The organism is Pantoea sp. JV6, from assembly GCF_025910055.1.
GTDB lineage: Bacteria > Pseudomonadota > Gammaproteobacteria > Enterobacterales > Enterobacteriaceae > Pantoea > Pantoea agglomerans.
The window spans coordinates 1-16,358 of the sequence record NZ_JAPCIM010000018.1 but is presented as its reverse complement, the minus strand read 5'-3'; the positions used below and the strand labels follow the sequence as shown (position 1 = coordinate 16,358).

The 16,358-nt window shown below is 55.8% G+C and carries 16 protein-coding genes; 13 read left to right on the top strand and 3 right to left on the bottom strand.

Annotation, left to right across the window (positions count from 1 at the left end; genetic code table 11):
• Positions 1-10: 10 nt before the first annotated feature.
• The 6 genes from ubiJ to tatD all read left to right on the top strand — a co-directional run bounded on the left by ubiJ (position 11) and on the right by tatD (position 4,912).
• On the top strand, positions 11-616 hold the full coding sequence (gene ubiJ / locus OK412_RS16960; protein WP_010257253.1) for a ubiquinone biosynthesis protein UbiJ: 606 nt from the start codon (positions 11-13) through the stop codon (positions 614-616).
• Complete coding sequence (gene ubiB, locus OK412_RS16955; protein WP_010257248.1) at positions 613-2,250, top strand: ubiquinone biosynthesis regulatory protein kinase UbiB; 1,638 nt, start codon at positions 613-615, stop codon at positions 2,248-2,250. The genes ubiJ and ubiB overlap by 4 nt, the downstream gene beginning before the upstream one ends.
• Before the next feature lie 109 nt (positions 2,251-2,359).
• Positions 2,360-2,614: a Sec-independent protein translocase subunit TatA gene (tatA, locus tag OK412_RS16950; protein ID WP_010257244.1), complete on the top strand. Its 255-nt coding sequence runs from the start codon at positions 2,360-2,362 to the stop codon at positions 2,612-2,614.
• 3 nt (positions 2,615-2,617) lie between these two features.
• Entirely contained in the window at positions 2,618-3,283 is a 666-nt protein-coding gene (tatB, locus tag OK412_RS16945) for a Sec-independent protein translocase protein TatB (protein WP_158132087.1), read from the top strand.
• A complete protein-coding gene (gene tatC / locus OK412_RS16940) occupies positions 3,283-4,041 on the top strand; it encodes a Sec-independent protein translocase subunit TatC (RefSeq protein ID WP_010257238.1) in 759 nt (252 codons plus the stop codon). The genes tatB and tatC overlap by 1 nt, the downstream gene beginning before the upstream one ends.
• An 88-nt stretch (positions 4,042-4,129) precedes the next feature.
• Positions 4,130-4,912 (top strand): 3'-5' ssDNA/RNA exonuclease TatD, encoded by a 783-nt coding sequence (gene tatD, locus OK412_RS16935; protein ID WP_010257234.1) that lies wholly within the window; start codon positions 4,130-4,132, stop codon positions 4,910-4,912.
• Here the strand turns inward: tatD and rfaH are convergent.
• Positions 4,909-5,397, bottom strand: a complete 489-nt coding sequence (rfaH, locus tag OK412_RS16930; protein WP_010257230.1) for a transcription/translation regulatory transformer protein RfaH — start codon at positions 5,395-5,397, stop codon at positions 4,909-4,911. The genes tatD and rfaH overlap by 4 nt on opposite strands.
• 206 nt (positions 5,398-5,603) lie before the next feature.
• Here rfaH and pepE point away from each other — a divergent pair, with 206 nt between their 5' ends.
• From pepE to fre, 3 genes are all read left to right on the top strand, one after another.
• The gene (pepE, locus tag OK412_RS16925) at positions 5,604-6,329 is read left to right on the top strand and encodes a dipeptidase PepE (protein WP_010257226.1); all 726 of its coding nucleotides are present in this window, start codon (positions 5,604-5,606) and stop codon (positions 6,327-6,329) included.
• Between the two features lie 80 nt (positions 6,330-6,409).
• Complete coding sequence (ubiD, locus tag OK412_RS16920) at positions 6,410-7,894, top strand: 4-hydroxy-3-polyprenylbenzoate decarboxylase (RefSeq protein WP_010257222.1); 1,485 nt, start codon at positions 6,410-6,412, stop codon at positions 7,892-7,894.
• Positions 7,895-7,935: 41 nt separating this feature from the next.
• Positions 7,936-8,637 (top strand): NAD(P)H-flavin reductase, encoded by a 702-nt coding sequence (gene fre / locus OK412_RS16915; protein ID WP_010257219.1) that lies wholly within the window; start codon positions 7,936-7,938, stop codon positions 8,635-8,637.
• Positions 8,638-8,717: 80 nt separating this feature from the next.
• Here fre and fadA read toward each other — a convergent pair whose 3' ends face one another.
• Complete coding sequence (fadA, locus tag OK412_RS16910) at positions 8,718-9,881, bottom strand: acetyl-CoA C-acyltransferase FadA (RefSeq protein ID WP_010257216.1); 1,164 nt, start codon at positions 9,879-9,881, stop codon at positions 8,718-8,720.
• Positions 9,882-9,891: 10 nt separating this feature from the next.
• Positions 9,892-12,075 (bottom strand): fatty acid oxidation complex subunit alpha FadB, encoded by a 2,184-nt coding sequence (fadB, locus tag OK412_RS16905; RefSeq protein ID WP_154210627.1) that lies wholly within the window; start codon positions 12,073-12,075, stop codon positions 9,892-9,894.
• 186 nt (positions 12,076-12,261) lie between these two features.
• Here fadB and pepQ point away from each other — a divergent pair, with 186 nt between their 5' ends.
• From pepQ to hemG, 4 genes are read left to right on the top strand one after another with little or no spacing between them, the layout of a single operon-like run.
• Positions 12,262-13,593, top strand: a complete 1,332-nt coding sequence (gene pepQ / locus OK412_RS16900; RefSeq protein WP_182505125.1) for a Xaa-Pro dipeptidase — start codon at positions 12,262-12,264, stop codon at positions 13,591-13,593.
• Positions 13,593-14,210, top strand: a complete 618-nt coding sequence (locus tag OK412_RS16895) for an IMPACT family protein (protein WP_010257205.1) — start codon at positions 13,593-13,595, stop codon at positions 14,208-14,210. The genes pepQ and OK412_RS16895 overlap by 1 nt, the downstream gene beginning before the upstream one ends.
• Before the next feature lie 32 nt (positions 14,211-14,242).
• On the top strand, positions 14,243-15,694 hold the full coding sequence (gene trkH, locus OK412_RS16890; RefSeq protein WP_010257200.1) for a Trk system potassium transporter TrkH: 1,452 nt from the start codon (positions 14,243-14,245) through the stop codon (positions 15,692-15,694).
• A gap of 17 nt (positions 15,695-15,711) precedes the next feature.
• A complete protein-coding gene (gene hemG, locus OK412_RS16885) occupies positions 15,712-16,245 on the top strand; it encodes a menaquinone-dependent protoporphyrinogen IX dehydrogenase (RefSeq protein WP_033773286.1) in 534 nt (177 codons plus the stop codon).
• The last annotated feature ends 113 nt before the right edge of the window (positions 16,246-16,358 follow it).

Below are 16,358 nucleotides of genomic sequence, written 5' to 3'. Positions count from 1 at the left end.
TGAGATGGTAATGAACCTGACGCCCTTGATTACCGCGGGCCTGGAAACGGCGCTGAACCGTATTCTCTATCGCGATCGTGGCCTGAAACCGGCGCGGCAACGCCTGAATGGCAAAGTGCTGACGCTGCGCCTGAATGAGTTCTCTCATCCGCTGGTGCTGGTCTTCAGTGAACAGCAGGTCGATGTGTTGGCTGACTGGCAGGATCGCAGTGACTGCACGGTGATCACCTCGCTGAAAACCCTGCCGAAGCTGCGCGATCGCCAGCAGCTGACGCCGCTGATCCGCAGCGGTGAACTGCAGGTTGAAGGTGACCTGCAGGTGGTGCAGCAGTTCTCTGCGCTGATGGATCTGGCTGAGCTGGATCCGGCAGAATATCTGGCTCCCTGGGTCGGCGATATCGCCGCACAGGGGATCAGCCAGCGCTCACAACAGGCATTACGCTTTTTCAAAGGTGAAGTGCAGCGTCGCCAGGATTATCTCGGACAGGCCATAACCGAAGAGTGGCGTGTTGCGCCTGGCTCGCTGGAATTAGCCTGGTTTTCTGAGGAGGTCGATGCGATGGAACGTTCGCTTGAGGCGCTTGATGCGCGTCTGGCGCAGCTGGAGGCAAAATGAGTTTTGGAGAGATCCGCCGCTTATATCTGATCATGAAGGTGTTTCTGACCTATGGCCTTGATGAACTGATTCCTCAGACACGCCTCACTTTCCTGTTCCGCCTGTGGCGTCGCTCTGTTTTCTGGATCCCTAATCTGCATCAGCATGAACCGATCGGCGCACGTATGCGCATGGCGATGGAGCAGCTGGGTCCGGTCTGGATCAAGTTTGGCCAGATGCTGTCGACCCGTCGTGATCTCTTCCCGCCGCTGATTGCCGATCAACTGGCGATCCTGCAGGACCGTGTTGCGCCGTTCGATGGCGTCAAAGCCAAAGCGCAGATTGAAGCTTCAATGGGCGCGCCGATTGAAACCTGGTTTGATGATTTTGATATCAAGCCACTGGCTTCGGCATCCATTGCGCAGGTGCACACCGCTACGCTGAAATCAACTGGCAAGAAAGTGGTGATCAAAGTGATTCGCCCCGATATTTTGCCGGTGATTCGGGCGGACATGAAGCTGATCTATCGCCTGGCCCGCTGGGTCCCGCGCCTGTTGCCGGATGGCCGTCGTCTGCGTCCGGTTGAAGTGGTGCGCGATTATGAGAAAACCCTGCTTGATGAGCTGAATCTGTTACGTGAAGCGGCCAACGCCATTCAGCTGCGCCGGAATTTTGAAGATAGCCGCATGCTCTATGTGCCGGAAGTCTATTCCGACTACTGCAGCGAAACCATGATGGTGATGGAGCGCATCTACGGCATTCCGATTTCAGATGTTGCCACGCTGGAGCGTCATGGCGTTAATATGAAGCTGCTGGCAGAACGTGGCGTGCAGGTCTTCTTCACCCAGGTCTTCCGCGACAGCTTCTTCCATGCGGATATGCATCCTGGCAATATTTTTGTCAGCTATGAACATCCGGAAGATCCACAATATATCGGCATCGATTGCGGTATCGTGGGTTCACTGAACAAAGAAGATAAGCGCTATCTGGCTGAAAACTTTATCGCCTTCTTCAACCGTGACTACCGTAAGGTCGCGGAGTTGCACGTTGACTCAGGCTGGGTGCCGCCCGATACCAACGTAGAAGATTTCGAGTTTGCGATTCGTACGGTCTGCGAGCCGATTTTTGAAAAACCGCTGGCTGAAATCTCCTTCGGGCATGTGCTGCTGAACCTGTTCAACACCGCACGCCGCTTTAATATGGAAGTGCAGCCGCAGCTGGTCCTGCTGCAAAAAACGCTGCTCTATGTTGAAGGCATCGGCCGTCAGCTCTATCCGCAGCTCGACCTGTGGAAGACAGCCAAGCCCTTCCTGGAAGAGTGGATCAAAGATCAGGTGGGATTACCGGCTATTATCCGTGCGGTAAAAGAGAAAGCGCCATTCTGGGCTGAGAAGCTCCCTGAGCTGCCGGAGCTGTTTTACGACAGCATGCGCCAGCACAAACTTTTGCGGCACAGCGTCGATAAATTAGTGGGCGATATGAATGCGCAGCGCGTCCGGCACCATCAGGCGCGTTACCTGTTCGGCGTCGGTGCAACGTTGCTGTTAAGCGGAACGGCTGTGCTGCTCACCCGACCGGATTGGGACTTTTTCCCGGCGGTGTTGATGGCAGCAGGAATTGTCTCCTGGTTAATCGGCTGGCGTAAGACAAACTGATTGTCACGCCCGTCTAAAAAAAGGTAATGTCGCTGGCTCAGGCCCGGTTGAAAAGGGCACTCTGTGGTGCATTACCTCATCGTTTTCACAGAATATTAGAGGCTATCTCATGGGCGGTATCAGTATCTGGCAATTGTTAATCATTGCCGTGATTGTTGTACTTCTGTTCGGTACCAACAAATTACGTAATCTGGGTTCAGATTTGGGTTCTTCGATTCGTGGCTTCAAAAAAGCCATGGGTGACGAGGACGACAAAAAGGATCAACCGAAAGAGCAGGACGCTGACTTCGCTGCCAAAACGCTGGCGGACAAACAGCAAACTTCGGCTAACAAAGAAGAAGCCAAGAACGACAAGCAGGTGTAAACCGTGTTTGATATTGGTTTTAGTGAACTGGTATTGGTGTTCGTGATCGGGCTGATTGTACTCGGCCCGCAACGTTTACCGGTTGCGGTGAAAACCGTGGTCGGCTGGATCAGGGCGATTCGTTCGCTGGCAGCCAATGTACAACATGAACTGGCGCAGGAGCTCAAGCTGCAGGAGTTGCAGGAGAGCCTGAAAAAGGTGGAAGAAGCGGGCCGTGGCACGCTCTCACCAGAGCTGAAAGAGTCGATGGAAGAGCTGCGTAAAACTGCGGATTCAATGAAACGCTCGGTCAGTCAGAGCATCGACATTGAAAAAGAGGAAGACGAGGCAAACACCATCCATTCGGCTCAGCACAGGCCCGCGCCTGCTCCGGCTGAGCCTTCGGCGACACCGGCTACAGCAGAACACCAGGCCAGTGCCCCGGCACAGACACCGTCTGAGGTTTCAGACTCAGGTCCGGCGGTGCAATCCTCTGCCGCACCTTCAGCCGTCGCCACTGCTCCGGCACCGGCTTCTTCAGCGGTTTCATCAGGTCCGGCGGCGCAATCCTCTGCCGCACCAACCGCTGTGGCCAGCGCACCGGCACAGGCACCCACTGGCGACGTCGCCAGGCCGGCCGATCCTGCGCGTCAGTCCGCTACCCCCTCTTCTGCAAGTGATGAACGATAATGGCCGTTGAAGATACCCAACCGCTCATCAGTCATCTGATTGAGCTGCGTAAGCGACTACTGAACTGCATCATCGCCGTATTAGCGATTTTCCTGGTGCTGGTTTATTTCGCCAACGACATCTACCAGCTGGTTGCGGCACCGCTAATCAGCCAGATGCCGGTGGGCTCCAGCATGATCGCGACCGATGTGGCCTCACCGTTTTTCACCCCGATTAAGCTGACCATTATAGTGTCGGTGTTTCTTGCGGTGCCGGTGATCCTTTATCAGGTCTGGGCATTTGTCGCCCCGGCGCTTTACCGTCATGAGCGCAGGCTGGTTATGCCGCTGCTGTTTTCCAGCACCTTCCTGTTCTACTTCGGCGTGGCCTTTGCCTATTTCGTGGTCTTCCCGCTGGCATTTGGTTTTTTCACCAAGACAGCGCCGATCGGCGTGACTGTAGCAACGGATATCTCCAAATACCTCGATTTTGTCATGACGCTGTTTATGGCATTTGGCGTGGCGTTTGAAGTGCCGGTGGCGATTGTGTTGCTGTGCTGGACCGGTATCACCAGCCCGGAAGAGTTGAAGAAGAAACGTCCCTATATTCTGGTGGGCGCCTTCGTGGTCGGGATGTTGCTCACACCGCCGGATGTTTTTTCCCAAACTTTGCTCGCTATTCCGATGTACTGCCTGTTTGAAGTCGGCGTATTCTTTTCCCGTTACTATGTGGGTAAAGGCCGCCGGTTACAGGATGAAGAAGAGAATACCGACTCCTGATGCGGACAGCTTTACCCGCACTGGCGGGAAGCGATTAATCCAAACCGCCCTGATGGGCGGTTTTTGTTTATAAACTGTGGGAAAAATTATGTTTGATATCGGTGTAAACCTGACCAGCACGCAATTCGCCTCCGACCGGCAAAAGGTGGTTAAACGCGCGCGTGATGCGGGCGTCACCGGCATGCTTATTACCGGCACTAACGCGCTGGAGAGCCAGCAGGCTCAGCGACTGGCTGAAGATCAAGCGGGCTTCTGTTGGTCTACCGCGGGCGTTCATCCTCATCATGCCAGCGAATGGTCAACGGAAATTGCCAGCACCCTGCGTCGCCTGGCTGAAAAACCGGAAGTTGTTGCCATCGGTGAATGCGGACTCGATTTCAATCGCAATCTGTCGGCTCATGAGCAGCAGGAGTATGCGTTTGATGCGCAGCTGGCTCTGGCGGCAGAACTCAATATGCCGGTCTTTCTGCACTGCCGCGAAGCCCATGCGCGTTTCGCCGCAGTGCTGGCGCCCTGGCTGCCAAAACTGCCTGGCGCGGTAATCCACTGCTTTACCGGCACGCGTGACGAACTGGAAGCCTGTCTGGGCATGGGATTATCGGTAGGGATTACGGGCTGGGTATGCGATGAGCGCCGTGGTCTGGAGTTGCGCGAGCTGCTGCCACTGATTCCGGCCGATCGCCTGCTGCTGGAAACGGATGCCCCATATCTGCTGCCGCGCGACATGCGTCCACGCCCGACTTCGCGCCGTAATGAACCCTGCTTTTTACCGCATATTGTGCACCAGGTGGCGACATGGCGTGGTGAGAGTGCTGAGGAACTGGCGACCCGCATCGACCATAATGCGCGGACGTTATTCAGACTGGCTTAAATCTTGCGAAACTGCTTGTTGTCGACGCTGCGCATTACCTGCTTGTTCAGCAAATTAAGCAACAGAATTGAGCGCGTTTCACCATCCGGCTCGGCAAAGATGGCGCGCAGCCCTTCAAACGTCCCGTCGGTGATGACCACTTCATCACCGCTTTGCGGCGTTTCAGGGTCAAGCAGGATTTGCGGGACGTCTGTTTCCAGCGCTTCAATCACGGCTGAAGGCACGGTCGCGGGCGTCGTGCCAAAGCGCACGAAGTGGCTGACGCCACGGGTGCTGCTGATCGTCGTGGTGTGAATGGCTTCCGGATCAAACTCGATAAACAGATAATTCGGGAACAGGGGCTCACTCACGGTGGTGCGTTTACCGCGCACGATCTTTTCCAGAGCGATCATCGGGCTGAGGCAATGCACTTCCTGCCGCTCCAGATGCTCCTTCGCGCGCAGTAGCTGTCCACGTTTGCAATAGAGTAAGTACCAGGATTCCATAACTGCTCCCATTGAATGGACGCTAAGAATAGCAAACCTGTTGCCAGAGTTATAGCGCAGGGGCAGGGTAAAGCGTCCCGCAAAGAAAATAAACTGAGACTTTTCTTAAGATGCCCGATGGCAGCAGAAAAGGTGACTGAAAATTGACGTCTGCTATTGCTCTGTATCAGACTCAATGTCCATCACATCTGCAAAAGGATCCTCTGATGGAACTCTTTCTGTTGAGCAACGGCAAGCTGGCGGATGATGCGCCGCTGCTGGGCTATGCGCAGCCGCAGCTGCACGCCATGATCGCCCGACGCGCTATCCGCTCGGCGGTACTGATCCCCTACGCGATTATTCGTGGCGATCAGCAGCAACGCGCCGCCGAACTCAGTGCCTCTCTGGGCATTCAGGTTGAGCGGGTTCAGGCATTCGCCTCACCGGCTGAAGCGATTGCGCAGGCAGAGCTGATTTTAGTCAGCGGCGGCAACACCTGGTTCCTGAATCAGATGCTGCATGAGCAGGGTCTGATCGGGGCGATTCAGCGCGCGGTGCGGGAGCGGCAGGTACCTTATGTCGGCTGGAGCGCAGGCTGCAACGTGGCGACGCCCTCAATCCGTACCACGAACGATATGCCGGTGCGCAGCAGCGTGGTGCTGCCTGCGCTGGGACTCTTTCCGGTGCAGATTAATCCCCATTATCTGGATGCCAGCGTCAGCGGTCATATGGGCGAAACCCGTGACGAACGGCTGGCAGAGTTCTGTGCAGTTAATCCGACTGAGTCGGTGATTGCACTGCGTGAAGGCAGTTTTCTGCACGTTCACGACAATCAGCTGCGCTATCACAGCGTGCGAAACGAAGATTTTAAACTGTTTCGCCACGGCGAGCCGATTCAGGGGTATCACGATGCCCGCGCGTTACAACCGCTGGTTCCCTTTCAGTGCGTATGACGCTCCCATATAAACCTCAGCATAACCGCTTAATCAGACCTATAATGGCCGATTCACTCTGGCCGGAAAGCTAAAGCCGCATGAAATATCACGATTTAAGAGACTTTCTCGCGCTGCTCGAACAGCGCGGTGAGCTAAAGCGCATTACCCAGTCAATCGATCCTGAACTGGAAATGACCGAAATCGCCGACCGCACTCTGCGTGCCGGTGGCCCGGCTCTGCTGTTTGAAAACCCGAAAGGGTACGACATGCCGGTGCTGTGCAATCTGTTCGGCACACCAAAGCGTGTGGCAATGGGCATGGGCCAGGAAGAGGTCAGCGCACTGCGTGAAGTGGGTAAACTGCTGGCCTTCCTGAAAGAGCCGGAGCCGCCAAAAGGCTTCCGCGATCTGTTCGATAAGATGCCGCAGTTTAAGCAGGTCCTGAACATGCCGACCAAACGCCTGCGCAACGCACCCTGTCAGGAAGAGGTGTTCAGCGGCGATGAAGTCGATCTGACGCGGATTCCGGTGATGAAGTGCTGGCCGGGCGATGCGGCACCGCTGATTACCTGGGGGCTGACCGTAACGCGCGGCCCGCACAAAGAGCGGCAGAATCTTGGGATCTACCGGCAGCAGGTGATCGGCAAAAATCGTCTGATCATGCGCTGGCTGTCGCACCGTGGCGGCGCGCTCGACTATCTGGAGTGGACGAAAGCGCATCCGGGTGAGCGTTTTCCGGTCTCGGTGGCGCTGGGTGCCGATCCTGCCACTATCCTCGGTGCGGTGACACCGGTGCCTGATACGCTGTCAGAATATGCGTTTGCCGGTTTACTGCGCGGCAATAAAACCGAAGTAGTGAAATGCCTCTCGAACGATCTCGAAGTTCCTGCCAGCGCGGAAATCGTGCTGGAAGGGTATATCGAAGCGGGCGATATGGCGCCGGAAGGACCTTACGGCGACCACACCGGCTACTACAATGAAGTAGATAGCTTCCCGGTGTTTACCGTTACGCATATTACGCAGCGCCATAAGCCTATCTATCACTCCACCTATACCGGCCGTCCGCCAGATGAACCTGCGGTGCTGGGGGTGGCGCTGAATGAAGTGCTGGTGCCGATTCTGGTGAAGCAGTTCCCGGAGATCGTGGACTTCTATCTGCCGCCAGAAGGGTGTTCATACCGGCTGGCGGTCGTGACGATTAAAAAGCAGTACGCGGGGCATGCCAAACGTGTCATGTTTGGCGTCTGGTCGTTTCTGCGGCAGTTCATGTACACCAAATTTGTTATTGTGTGTGACGATGACGTTAATGCGCGTGACTGGAACGACGTGATCTGGGCGATCACCACGCGTATGGATCCGGCCCGCGATACGGTATTAGTGGAAAATACCCCAATCGATTATCTCGATTTCGCTTCGCCCGTTTCCGGGCTGGGATCGAAGATGGGGATGGATGCGACCAATAAGTGGCCAGGTGAAACGCAGCGCGAATGGGGTACACCTATCGTTAAAGATCCTGCGGTCACCGCGCGCATTGATGCTATCTGGGATGAGCTAGGTATTTTTGATCAGCCGCCACAGCGTTGATGGCGAGCACAACCATAAAGACGACCCGACAGAGGGAACGCATGACAACGTTAAGCTGTAAAGTAACTTCGGTTGAGGCGATTACCGACACGGTCTATCGCGTTCGCCTGATCCCTGAAGCGGAATTCAGTTTTCGCGCGGGACAGTATCTGATGGTAGTGATGGACGAGCGTGACAAGCGTCCGTTCTCACTGGCCTCAACGCCGATGGAAAAAGATATCATTGAGTTGCATATCGGCGCGTCCGATCTGAACCTCTATGCCATGGCCGTCATGGATCGCATCCGTAACGATCGCCAGATTACGGTTGATATGCCGCACGGCGATGCCTGGCTGCGTGAAGAGAGCAGCAAGCCGCTGATCCTGATTGCAGGCGGCACCGGTTTCTCCTATGCCCGTTCGATTCTGCTCACTGCCCTAGCGGAACAGCCAGAGCGCGATATCGCCATTTACTGGGGCGGACGTGAGCTCAAGCATTTGTACGATCTGGAAGAGCTGGATGCGCTGGCGGTGAAGCACCCGAACCTGAAGGTGATTCCGGTTGTCGAGCAACCTGAAGCGGGCTGGCAGGGCCGTTCAGGCACGGTACTGACGGCAGTAATGCAGGACTTCAGTACGCTGAGCGAGCATGAGATCTACATCGCCGGACGTTTTGAGATGGCGAAGATTGCCCGCGATCGTTTCTGTGCCGAGCGTGGCGCGGTGGAGTCACAGATGTATGGCGATGCGTTTGCCTTTATCTGATTCCCTGTAGCAGCCTGTAGCAGACAGAAAAAACCCGCCGGTTTACGGCGGGTAAATCTGACAAAGTAAGACTCAACGTATTACAGACGCTCGAATACGGTCGCAATGCCCTGACCCAGTCCGATGCACATGGTGGCGAGGCCAAAACGGGCATCGCGTCGCTCCATAATATTCAGCAACGTTGTGCTGATGCGTGCGCCGGAGCAGCCCAGCGGATGGCCTAACGCAATCGCGCCGCCATTCAGATTGACCTTATCATCCATCCGTTCCAGCAAACCTAAGTCCTTGATACACGGCAGCGTCTGCGCGGCAAAGGCTTCATTCAGCTCAAACACATCGATATCACTGACGCTCAGTCCCGCCCGTTTCAATGCCAGTTTGCTGGCCGGTACCGGTCCATAACCCATTATCGAAGGATCACAGCCCACCACCGCCATGCTGCGGATGCGCGCACGCGGTGTCAGCCCCAGCTCACGGGCGCGTGATTCACTCATGACCAGCATGGCGGCCGCGCCATCTGACAACGCCGACGATGTACCCGCCGTGACGGTGCCGTTAACCGGATCGAAGGCGGGTTTGAGTGCCGCCAGTCCTTCGGCGCTGGTCTCCTCGCGAATCACCTCATCGAAGTCATAGCGTTTAAGAATGCCGTCGCTGTCGTGACCATAGGTGGCGACAATCTCTGTTGCAAAGTCCCCACGCTGGGTGGCCTGCCAGGCCCGCTGGTGTGAACGCAGGGCAAATGCATCCTGCTGCTCACGGCTGATATGATGCATCCGCGCCAGCATTTCAGCCGTTAAGCCCATCATGCCTGCTGCTTTTGCCACAGTACGGCCCAGACCGGGATGAAAGTCGACGCCGTGATTCATCGGCACATGTCCCATATGCTCCACGCCACCGATCAGACAGCACTGCGCATCGCCGACCATAATGGCGCGGGCCGCATCATGCAGCGCCTGCATTGAAGAGCCACACAGTCGGTTGACGGTGGTGGCCGGCACTGAATGCGGGATTTCGGCCAGTAGCGCGGCGTTACGCGCGATATTAAATCCCTGCTCCAGCGTCTGCTGTACGCAGCCCCAGACGATATCGTCCAGTGATGTCGGGTTCACCGCCGGGTTGCGGCTCAGGAGTTCGCGCATCAGGTGCGCAGAGAGATCTTCAGCGCGCACGTGACGAAAGGCGCCGCCTTTTGAACGTCCCATTGGCGTGCGCACCGCATCAATAATCACCACATTTTCCATCTTTTTGCCCTCAGGCGCTTTTCAGCGCGGCTTCATCAATCGGTTTGGCGGCGGGATACCAGCTTTCATGCTGATGGGCTTTCTGCACCAGCAGCGCAGGCAGGGCATATAAGCCACCGAGCGCGCTATAACGCCGGGCCTGATCCACCACATTGCTGTTGCCCAGGGTATCGAGATAGCGGAAAGCGCCGCCACGGAAAGGCGGGAAGCCGAGACCATAGACCAGCGCCATATCCGCTTCCGCTGGCGAGGCAATAATCTTCTCTTCCAGGCAGCGCACTACTTCATTCAGCATTGGCAGCATCATGCGATTCAGGATCTCTTCGTCGCTGAAGACCCGCTTAGGCTGGCAGACCTGCTCCAGCAGCGTATCCACTTCGGTATCAGCCACTTTTGTCAGCTTGCCCTTTTTATCTTCTTCCCAGCGCCAGAAGCCTTTGCCATTTTTCTGGCCAAAACGACCGGCATCAAACAGCAGATCGATCGCATCACGATAGTCATGCTTCATACGATCCGGGAAACCGTCAGCCATGACGCTTTGCGCGTGGTGCGCGGTATCGATGCCGACCACATCCAGCAGCCATGAGGGGCCCATCGGCCAGCCAAACTGTTTTTCCATCACTTTATCAATCTGACGGAAATCGGCGCCGTCGCGCAGCAGCAGGCTGAAAGCGGCGAAGTAGGGGAACAGCACCCGGTTAACAAAGAAGCCCGGACAGTCATTCACTACGATCGGGGTTTTGCCCATTTTGCTGGCCCAGGCCACCACTTTGCTCAGGGTCGCTTCACTGGTTTTCTCGCCACGAACCACCTCTACCAGCGGCATACGCGGTACCGGATTGAAGAAGTGCATGCCGCAGAAGTTTTCAGGACGCTGCAGCGCCTGCGCCAGCTGGCTGATGGGAATGGTCGAGGTATTGGAGGCCAGAATCGCATCCTCACGCAGATGCTGTTCGGTTTCCGCCAGCACTTTTGCCTTGATCAGCGGATTCTCTACCACCGCTTCAACCACCACATCAGCCTGTTCAAAACCGGCGTAATCCAGCGTGGGCTGGATAGTGGCGATCACACTGGCGAGTTTGTTGCCGTCGATTTTGCCGCGTTCCAGCAGCTTATTGAGCAGCTTGCTGGCTTCGTTCATCCCCAGCGTTAACGCCTGTGGATTAATATCTTTCATTCTGACCGGCACGCCTTTCCACGCAGACTGGTAGCTGATGCCGCCACCCATGATGCCTGCGCCCAGTACCGCTGCCTGAGCGGGTGCGCCGCTTTCGCTGCCGCGCTTTTTCGCCAGACCTTTCACATACTGGTCGTTGAGGAAGATGCCGACCAGCGCGCGTGCTTCATCAGACTGGGCCAGCGGCACAAACGCTGCGGTTTCAAGTTTCAGCGCGTCATCGCGGCCAAGGCTGGCTGCGGCTTCAATGGTTTTTACCGCCATCAGCGGAGCGGGATAATGCTTGCCTGCGGTTTGCAGCACCATGGCTTTCGCGATAGTGAAGCTCATGGCCGCTTCAATCGGGCTGAGTTTCAGCGGAGCCAGCTTAGGGGCCCGGCGTGCGCGCCAGCTGCCATCAGTGGCAGCGGCCTTAAGCATGATGATCCCCGCCTCACGCAGTTTCTCGCGAGACACCACCGCATCGACCAGACCGAGTTTAAGAGCGGCATTGCCATCGACATCTTTTCCCGCCGCAATAATTTCCAGCGCACTGTCGGCACCCAGCAGGCGCGGCAATCGCACGCTGCCGCCAAATCCCGGCATGATGCCGAGTTTGGTTTCCGGCAGGCCAATACGGGCGTCCGCAGTAGCGATACGCAGATCGGTTGCCAGTACGCATTCACATCCGCCGCCCAGTGCATAGCCGTCAATGGCGGCCAGAGTCGGTACCGGCAAATCTTCCAGACGATTGAAAATGCTGTTGGCGTAACTCAGCCACTGGCTCAGCTTTTCGGTGGGTGCATCAAACAGTGAAAGGAACTCGGTGATATCTGCCCCTACAATAAATGCAGGTTTAGCGGAGCTCAGCAGCAGGCCGCGCAGTTCTGGCTGCTGCTCCAGCACAGCTATTGCCTCGCCCAGGCTGGCGACAGTTTGCGTATCGAGCTTGTTGACCGAGCCCGTAGCGTCAAAAACCAGCTCGGCGATGCCATCGTCCAGCCAGTGAAGAGTAAGGTTAGCGCCTTGGTAGAGCATGTGCGTCTCCTGAAACCGCGAAAGGTGATCTGGTCATACCAGATGATCGTGAGTGTGGGAGCGATGTTAATTTTTTGCAAACTGGTCTTTGCTTATTTGCTAACAAGATCACAGCTGCGCCGACTTCGGCATCTGCGCAAGGGGTATGCTAAACTGCGGCCATTTCGCGACACTGGAGAGACGTCAATGGATTCACTGAAGACCTTGTATCACGCGCACATCGCCACGTTGCAACAACGGGCGCAGCAGGTGCTGGCACGCAATAAACTGGATGCGATGTTGATCCATTCCGGTGAGTTGTTGACGGTGTTTCTGGATGATCACACTTATCCGTTTAAGGTGAATCCGCAGTTCAAGGCCTGGGTGCCGGTGACGCAGGTGCCCAACTGCTGGCTCTGGATTGATGGGGTGAACAAACCGAAACTGTGGTTCTACTCTCCGGTGGATTACTGGCATAACGTTGAACCGTTGCCGGATAGCTTCTGGACCGGGGATATCGACGTTATCGGCCTGAAAAATGCGGATGAGATAGCGCAGTTGCTGCCTGCACAGCGTGATAACGTCGCCTATATCGGCCCGGTTAACGCGCGTGCATCTCAGCTCGGTATTGCCTCTGGCAATATTAATCCCAAAGCGGTCATCGACTTCCTGCACTTCCATCGCAGCATCAAAACTGATTATGAACTCGCCTGTCTGCGCCAGGCGCAGAAGCTGGCGGTTGCCGGTCATCGCGCGGCGAAAGAGGCGTTCTCGGCGGGCTTAAGCGAGTTCGATATCAATCAGGCGTATCTGACCGCTACCGGTCATCGCGACACCGATGTACCTTACGGCAATATCATTGCGCTGAATGAGCACGCTGCGGTGCTGCACTACACCCGACTGGATCATCAGCCACCGGCGAAACGCCATAGCTTTTTGATTGATGCGGGTGCCGAGTATCTTGGCTATGCCGCTGATTTGACCCGCAGCTATGCGGCGCAGAGCAGTTCGCTCTATGCCAGAATGGTTGAGGCGATGAACACTGAAGAGCTGGCCCTGATAGCCACGCTGAAACCGGGCGTACGCTACACCGATTACCACCTTCAGATGCATCAGCGTATTGCGAAGATGTTGCTGAAGTTTGAGCTGGTTCAGGGAATCAGCGAAGAAGCGCTGGTGGCTGAAGATCTGACCGGTCCGTTTATGCCACATGGCCTGGGGCATCCGCTGGGTCTGCAGGTCCATGACGTTGCCGGTTTTATGCAGGATGAGCAGGGCACCCATCTCGCCGCGCCAGCGCAATATCCTTATCTTCGCTGCACCCGCGTGCTGCAACCGGGCATGGTATTAACCATTGAGCCGGGCTTCTATATTATTGATTCGTTACTGAAGCCGCTGCGTGAAGGTCGTTTCAGTCAGCACTTTAACTGGCAGGTCATTGATGCGCTTCGGCCTTATGGCGGGATTCGTATCGAGGATAACGTGGTGATCCATGCGCATCGCGTTGAGAACATGACCCGCGATCTGCATCTGGCCTGATGGAGGCCTTTGATATTCCCGCTGTGCCAGTAAGCAGCAGTGAGGAGACAATCAAAAAGAGTCGCTTCATTACGCTACTGGCGCACACCGAGGGTGCAGAGGCAGCGCGCGCGTTTGTCCAGCAGGTTAAAAGCGAGCATCCCACTGCCCGGCATCACTGCTGGGCCTGGGTAGCGGGCGCGCCGAATGATTCTCAGCAACTCGGTTTCTCTGATGATGGTGAACCTTCGGGTACGGCAGGGAAACCGATGCTGGCGCAACTGATGGGCGCGGATATTGGCGAGATTACCGCTGTGGTGGTGCGTTACTACGGTGGCATCATGCTGGGAACCGGCGGCTTAGTGAAAGCATATGGTGGTGGCGTCCAGCAGGGGCTTAAGCAGCTGCCACGGCAGCGCAAAGTGCCGATGAAGCTGTTCACTTTGCAATGTGACTATGCACAGCTCAGTGATATTGAACGGCTGGTACAGCGTTTTGAAGGTAAGGTGACCGACAGCCAGTTTCAGGATCGTATTGCGTTGACGCTGGCTGTACCTTACGGACAGATCGACGGGTTCAAAAAAAATCTGTCAGACTTTAGTCGGGGCGCGTTATCGCTGATCCCGCTCACACCATGATGTTCATCTCTTTTATTTAAAGGAACGGCTGAATGCACTTTCGCGCCATTACCCGCATAGTCGGTCTGCTGGTGATCCTCTTTTCAGTGACGATGATTTTGCCCGGCCTGGTCGCCTTAATTTATCGCGATGGCGCAGGGCGGGCGTTTAGCCAGACCTTTATGATGGCGCTGGTGATCGGCTCGCTGCTTTGGTGGCCGAATCGCAAAAAGAAAACCGAACTCAAACCGCGGGAAGGGTTTCTGATTGTGGTCCTGTTCTGGACGGTGCTGGGCAGCGTAGGGGCGATGCCCTTTATCTTTGCCGAACAGCCGCATCTTTCGGTGACGGATGCGTTCTTTGAATCTTTCTCTGGCCTGACAACCACCGGTGCCACCACGCTGGTGGGGCTGGACTCGTTGCCTAAGGCGATTCTCTTCTATCGGCAGATGCTGCAGTGGCTGGGCGGTATGGGGATCATCGTATTAGCCGTGGCGATACTGCCGATTCTGGGCGTCGGGGGCATGCAGCTCTATCGCGCTGAAATGCCGGGGCCGCTGAAAGATAATAAAATGCGACCGCGTATCGCCGAGACGGCTAAAACACTCTGGCTGATCTACGTCCTGCTGACGATAGCCTGTGCGCTGGCATTGTGGCTGGCGGGAATGCCAGCGTTTGATGCCATTGGCCACAGTTTCTCGACTATCGCCATTGGCGGCTTCTCAACCCATGATGCCAGTATCGGCTATTTTAACAGTGGCACCATCAATACCATCGTGGCGGTGTTTCTGCTGATCTCAGGCTGTAACTACGGCCTGCACTTTGCCATGTTAAGCGGACGCAATCTGCGTGTGTACTGGCGCGACCCTGAGTTCCGCATGTTTATTGGCGTTCAGCTGACGCTGGTGTTGATCTGTACCCTGGTGCTCTGGTTCCATAATGTCTATGAAAGTGGCTGGCAGACGCTGAACCAGGCCTTTTTCCAGGTGGTCTCCATGGCGACGACGGCGGGATTCACGACCGACAGCATCGCACGCTGGCCATTGTTCCTGCCGGTACTGCTGTTGTGCTCCGCCTTTATCGGCGGCTGTGCCGGTTCAACCGGCGGTGGTCTGAAGGTGATTCGCATACTGCTATTATGCAAGCAGGGTAACCGTGAGCTTAAGCGTCTGGTTCACCCCAATGCGGTCTACACCATTAAACTGGGCAACCGGGCGCTGCCGGAACGTATCCTTGAAGCTGTATGGGGATTCTTCTCGGCTTATGCGCTGGTGTTCCTGATCAGCATGCTGGCGATCATCGCTACCGGTGTTGATGACTTCTCGGCTTTTGCTGCCGTTGCCGCGACGCTCAATAACCTCGGCCCTGGCTTAGGGGTCGTAGCTGATAACTTCACTTCAATGAATGACGTGGCGAAATGGATTCTTATTTCCACCATGTTGTTCGGGCGTCTCGAGGTATTCACCTTGCTGGTGCTGTTCACGCCTACTTTCTGGCGTGAATAATTAATAAGGATGCTGACATGAAAGCGCTGATTCTCTATTCCACTCGCGACGGACAAACCAAGAAGATTGCCTCTTCTATTGCTGATGTGATCCGTCAGCAGCAGCAGTGTGATGTACTGAACATTCAGGATGCCACTCTGCCTGACTGGGCACAGTATGATCGCGTGTTAATTGGCGCATCTATCCGCTATGGCCATTTTCAGCCGGTCGTCGATAAGTTCGTTAAACAACACCTTCATGAGTTGCAGCAGCGAACCAGCGGTTTCTTTTCGGTGAACCTGACGGCGCGCAAACCTGAGAAGCGCTCTCCTGAAACCAATGCCTATACGCAGAAGTTCCTGGCACACTCGCCGTGGCAGCCTGATTGCTGTGCCGTGTTCGCAGGCGCGCTCTATTATCCGCGCTATCGCTGGTTCGATCGCGTCATGATCCAGTTGATTATGCGCATGACCGGTGGTGAGACAGATTCGACGAAAGAAGTGGAGTATACGGACTGGCAGCAGGTAAGCACTTTTGCCAATGATTTTGCACAGTTACCAGGCAAATCGTAGCGAAATAGCGCGATTTGATGAAAATTACTGCGAACGATAATCTTTTCGTAATAAACACTTGTCAGCCCGCGCGAACTCCCTATAATGCGCCTCCATCGACACGGAACACCGGC

Excerpts from the sequence above, each read along its gene's own strand:
- ubiB (WP_010257248.1), top strand. The coding sequence starts at position 613 with ATGAGTTTTGGAGAGATCCGCCGCTTATATCTGATCATGAAGGTGTTT.
- hemG (WP_033773286.1), top strand. The coding sequence starts at position 15,712 with ATGAAAGCGCTGATTCTCTATTCCACTCGCGACGGACAAACCAAGAAG.
- pepE (WP_010257226.1), top strand. The coding sequence starts at position 5,604 with ATGGAACTCTTTCTGTTGAGCAACGGCAAGCTGGCGGATGATGCGCCG.
- pepQ (WP_182505125.1), top strand. The coding sequence starts at position 12,262 with ATGGATTCACTGAAGACCTTGTATCACGCGCACATCGCCACGTTGCAA.
- ubiD (WP_010257222.1), top strand. The coding sequence starts at position 6,410 with ATGAAATATCACGATTTAAGAGACTTTCTCGCGCTGCTCGAACAGCGC.
- fre (WP_010257219.1), top strand. The coding sequence starts at position 7,936 with ATGACAACGTTAAGCTGTAAAGTAACTTCGGTTGAGGCGATTACCGAC.
- fadA (WP_010257216.1), bottom strand. The coding sequence starts at position 9,881 with ATGGAAAATGTGGTGATTATTGATGCGGTGCGCACGCCAATGGGACGT.
- rfaH (WP_010257230.1), bottom strand. The coding sequence starts at position 5,397 with ATGGAATCCTGGTACTTACTCTATTGCAAACGTGGACAGCTACTGCGC.
- fadB (WP_154210627.1), bottom strand. The coding sequence starts at position 12,075 with ATGCTCTACCAAGGCGCTAACCTTACTCTTCACTGGCTGGACGATGGC.
- tatA (WP_010257244.1), top strand. The coding sequence starts at position 2,360 with ATGGGCGGTATCAGTATCTGGCAATTGTTAATCATTGCCGTGATTGTT.
- trkH (WP_010257200.1), top strand. The coding sequence starts at position 14,243 with ATGCACTTTCGCGCCATTACCCGCATAGTCGGTCTGCTGGTGATCCTC.
- tatD (WP_010257234.1), top strand. The coding sequence starts at position 4,130 with ATGTTTGATATCGGTGTAAACCTGACCAGCACGCAATTCGCCTCCGAC.
- ubiJ (WP_010257253.1), top strand. The coding sequence starts at position 11 with ATGAACCTGACGCCCTTGATTACCGCGGGCCTGGAAACGGCGCTGAAC.
- tatC (WP_010257238.1), top strand. The coding sequence starts at position 3,283 with ATGGCCGTTGAAGATACCCAACCGCTCATCAGTCATCTGATTGAGCTG.
- OK412_RS16895 (WP_010257205.1), top strand. The coding sequence starts at position 13,593 with ATGGAGGCCTTTGATATTCCCGCTGTGCCAGTAAGCAGCAGTGAGGAG.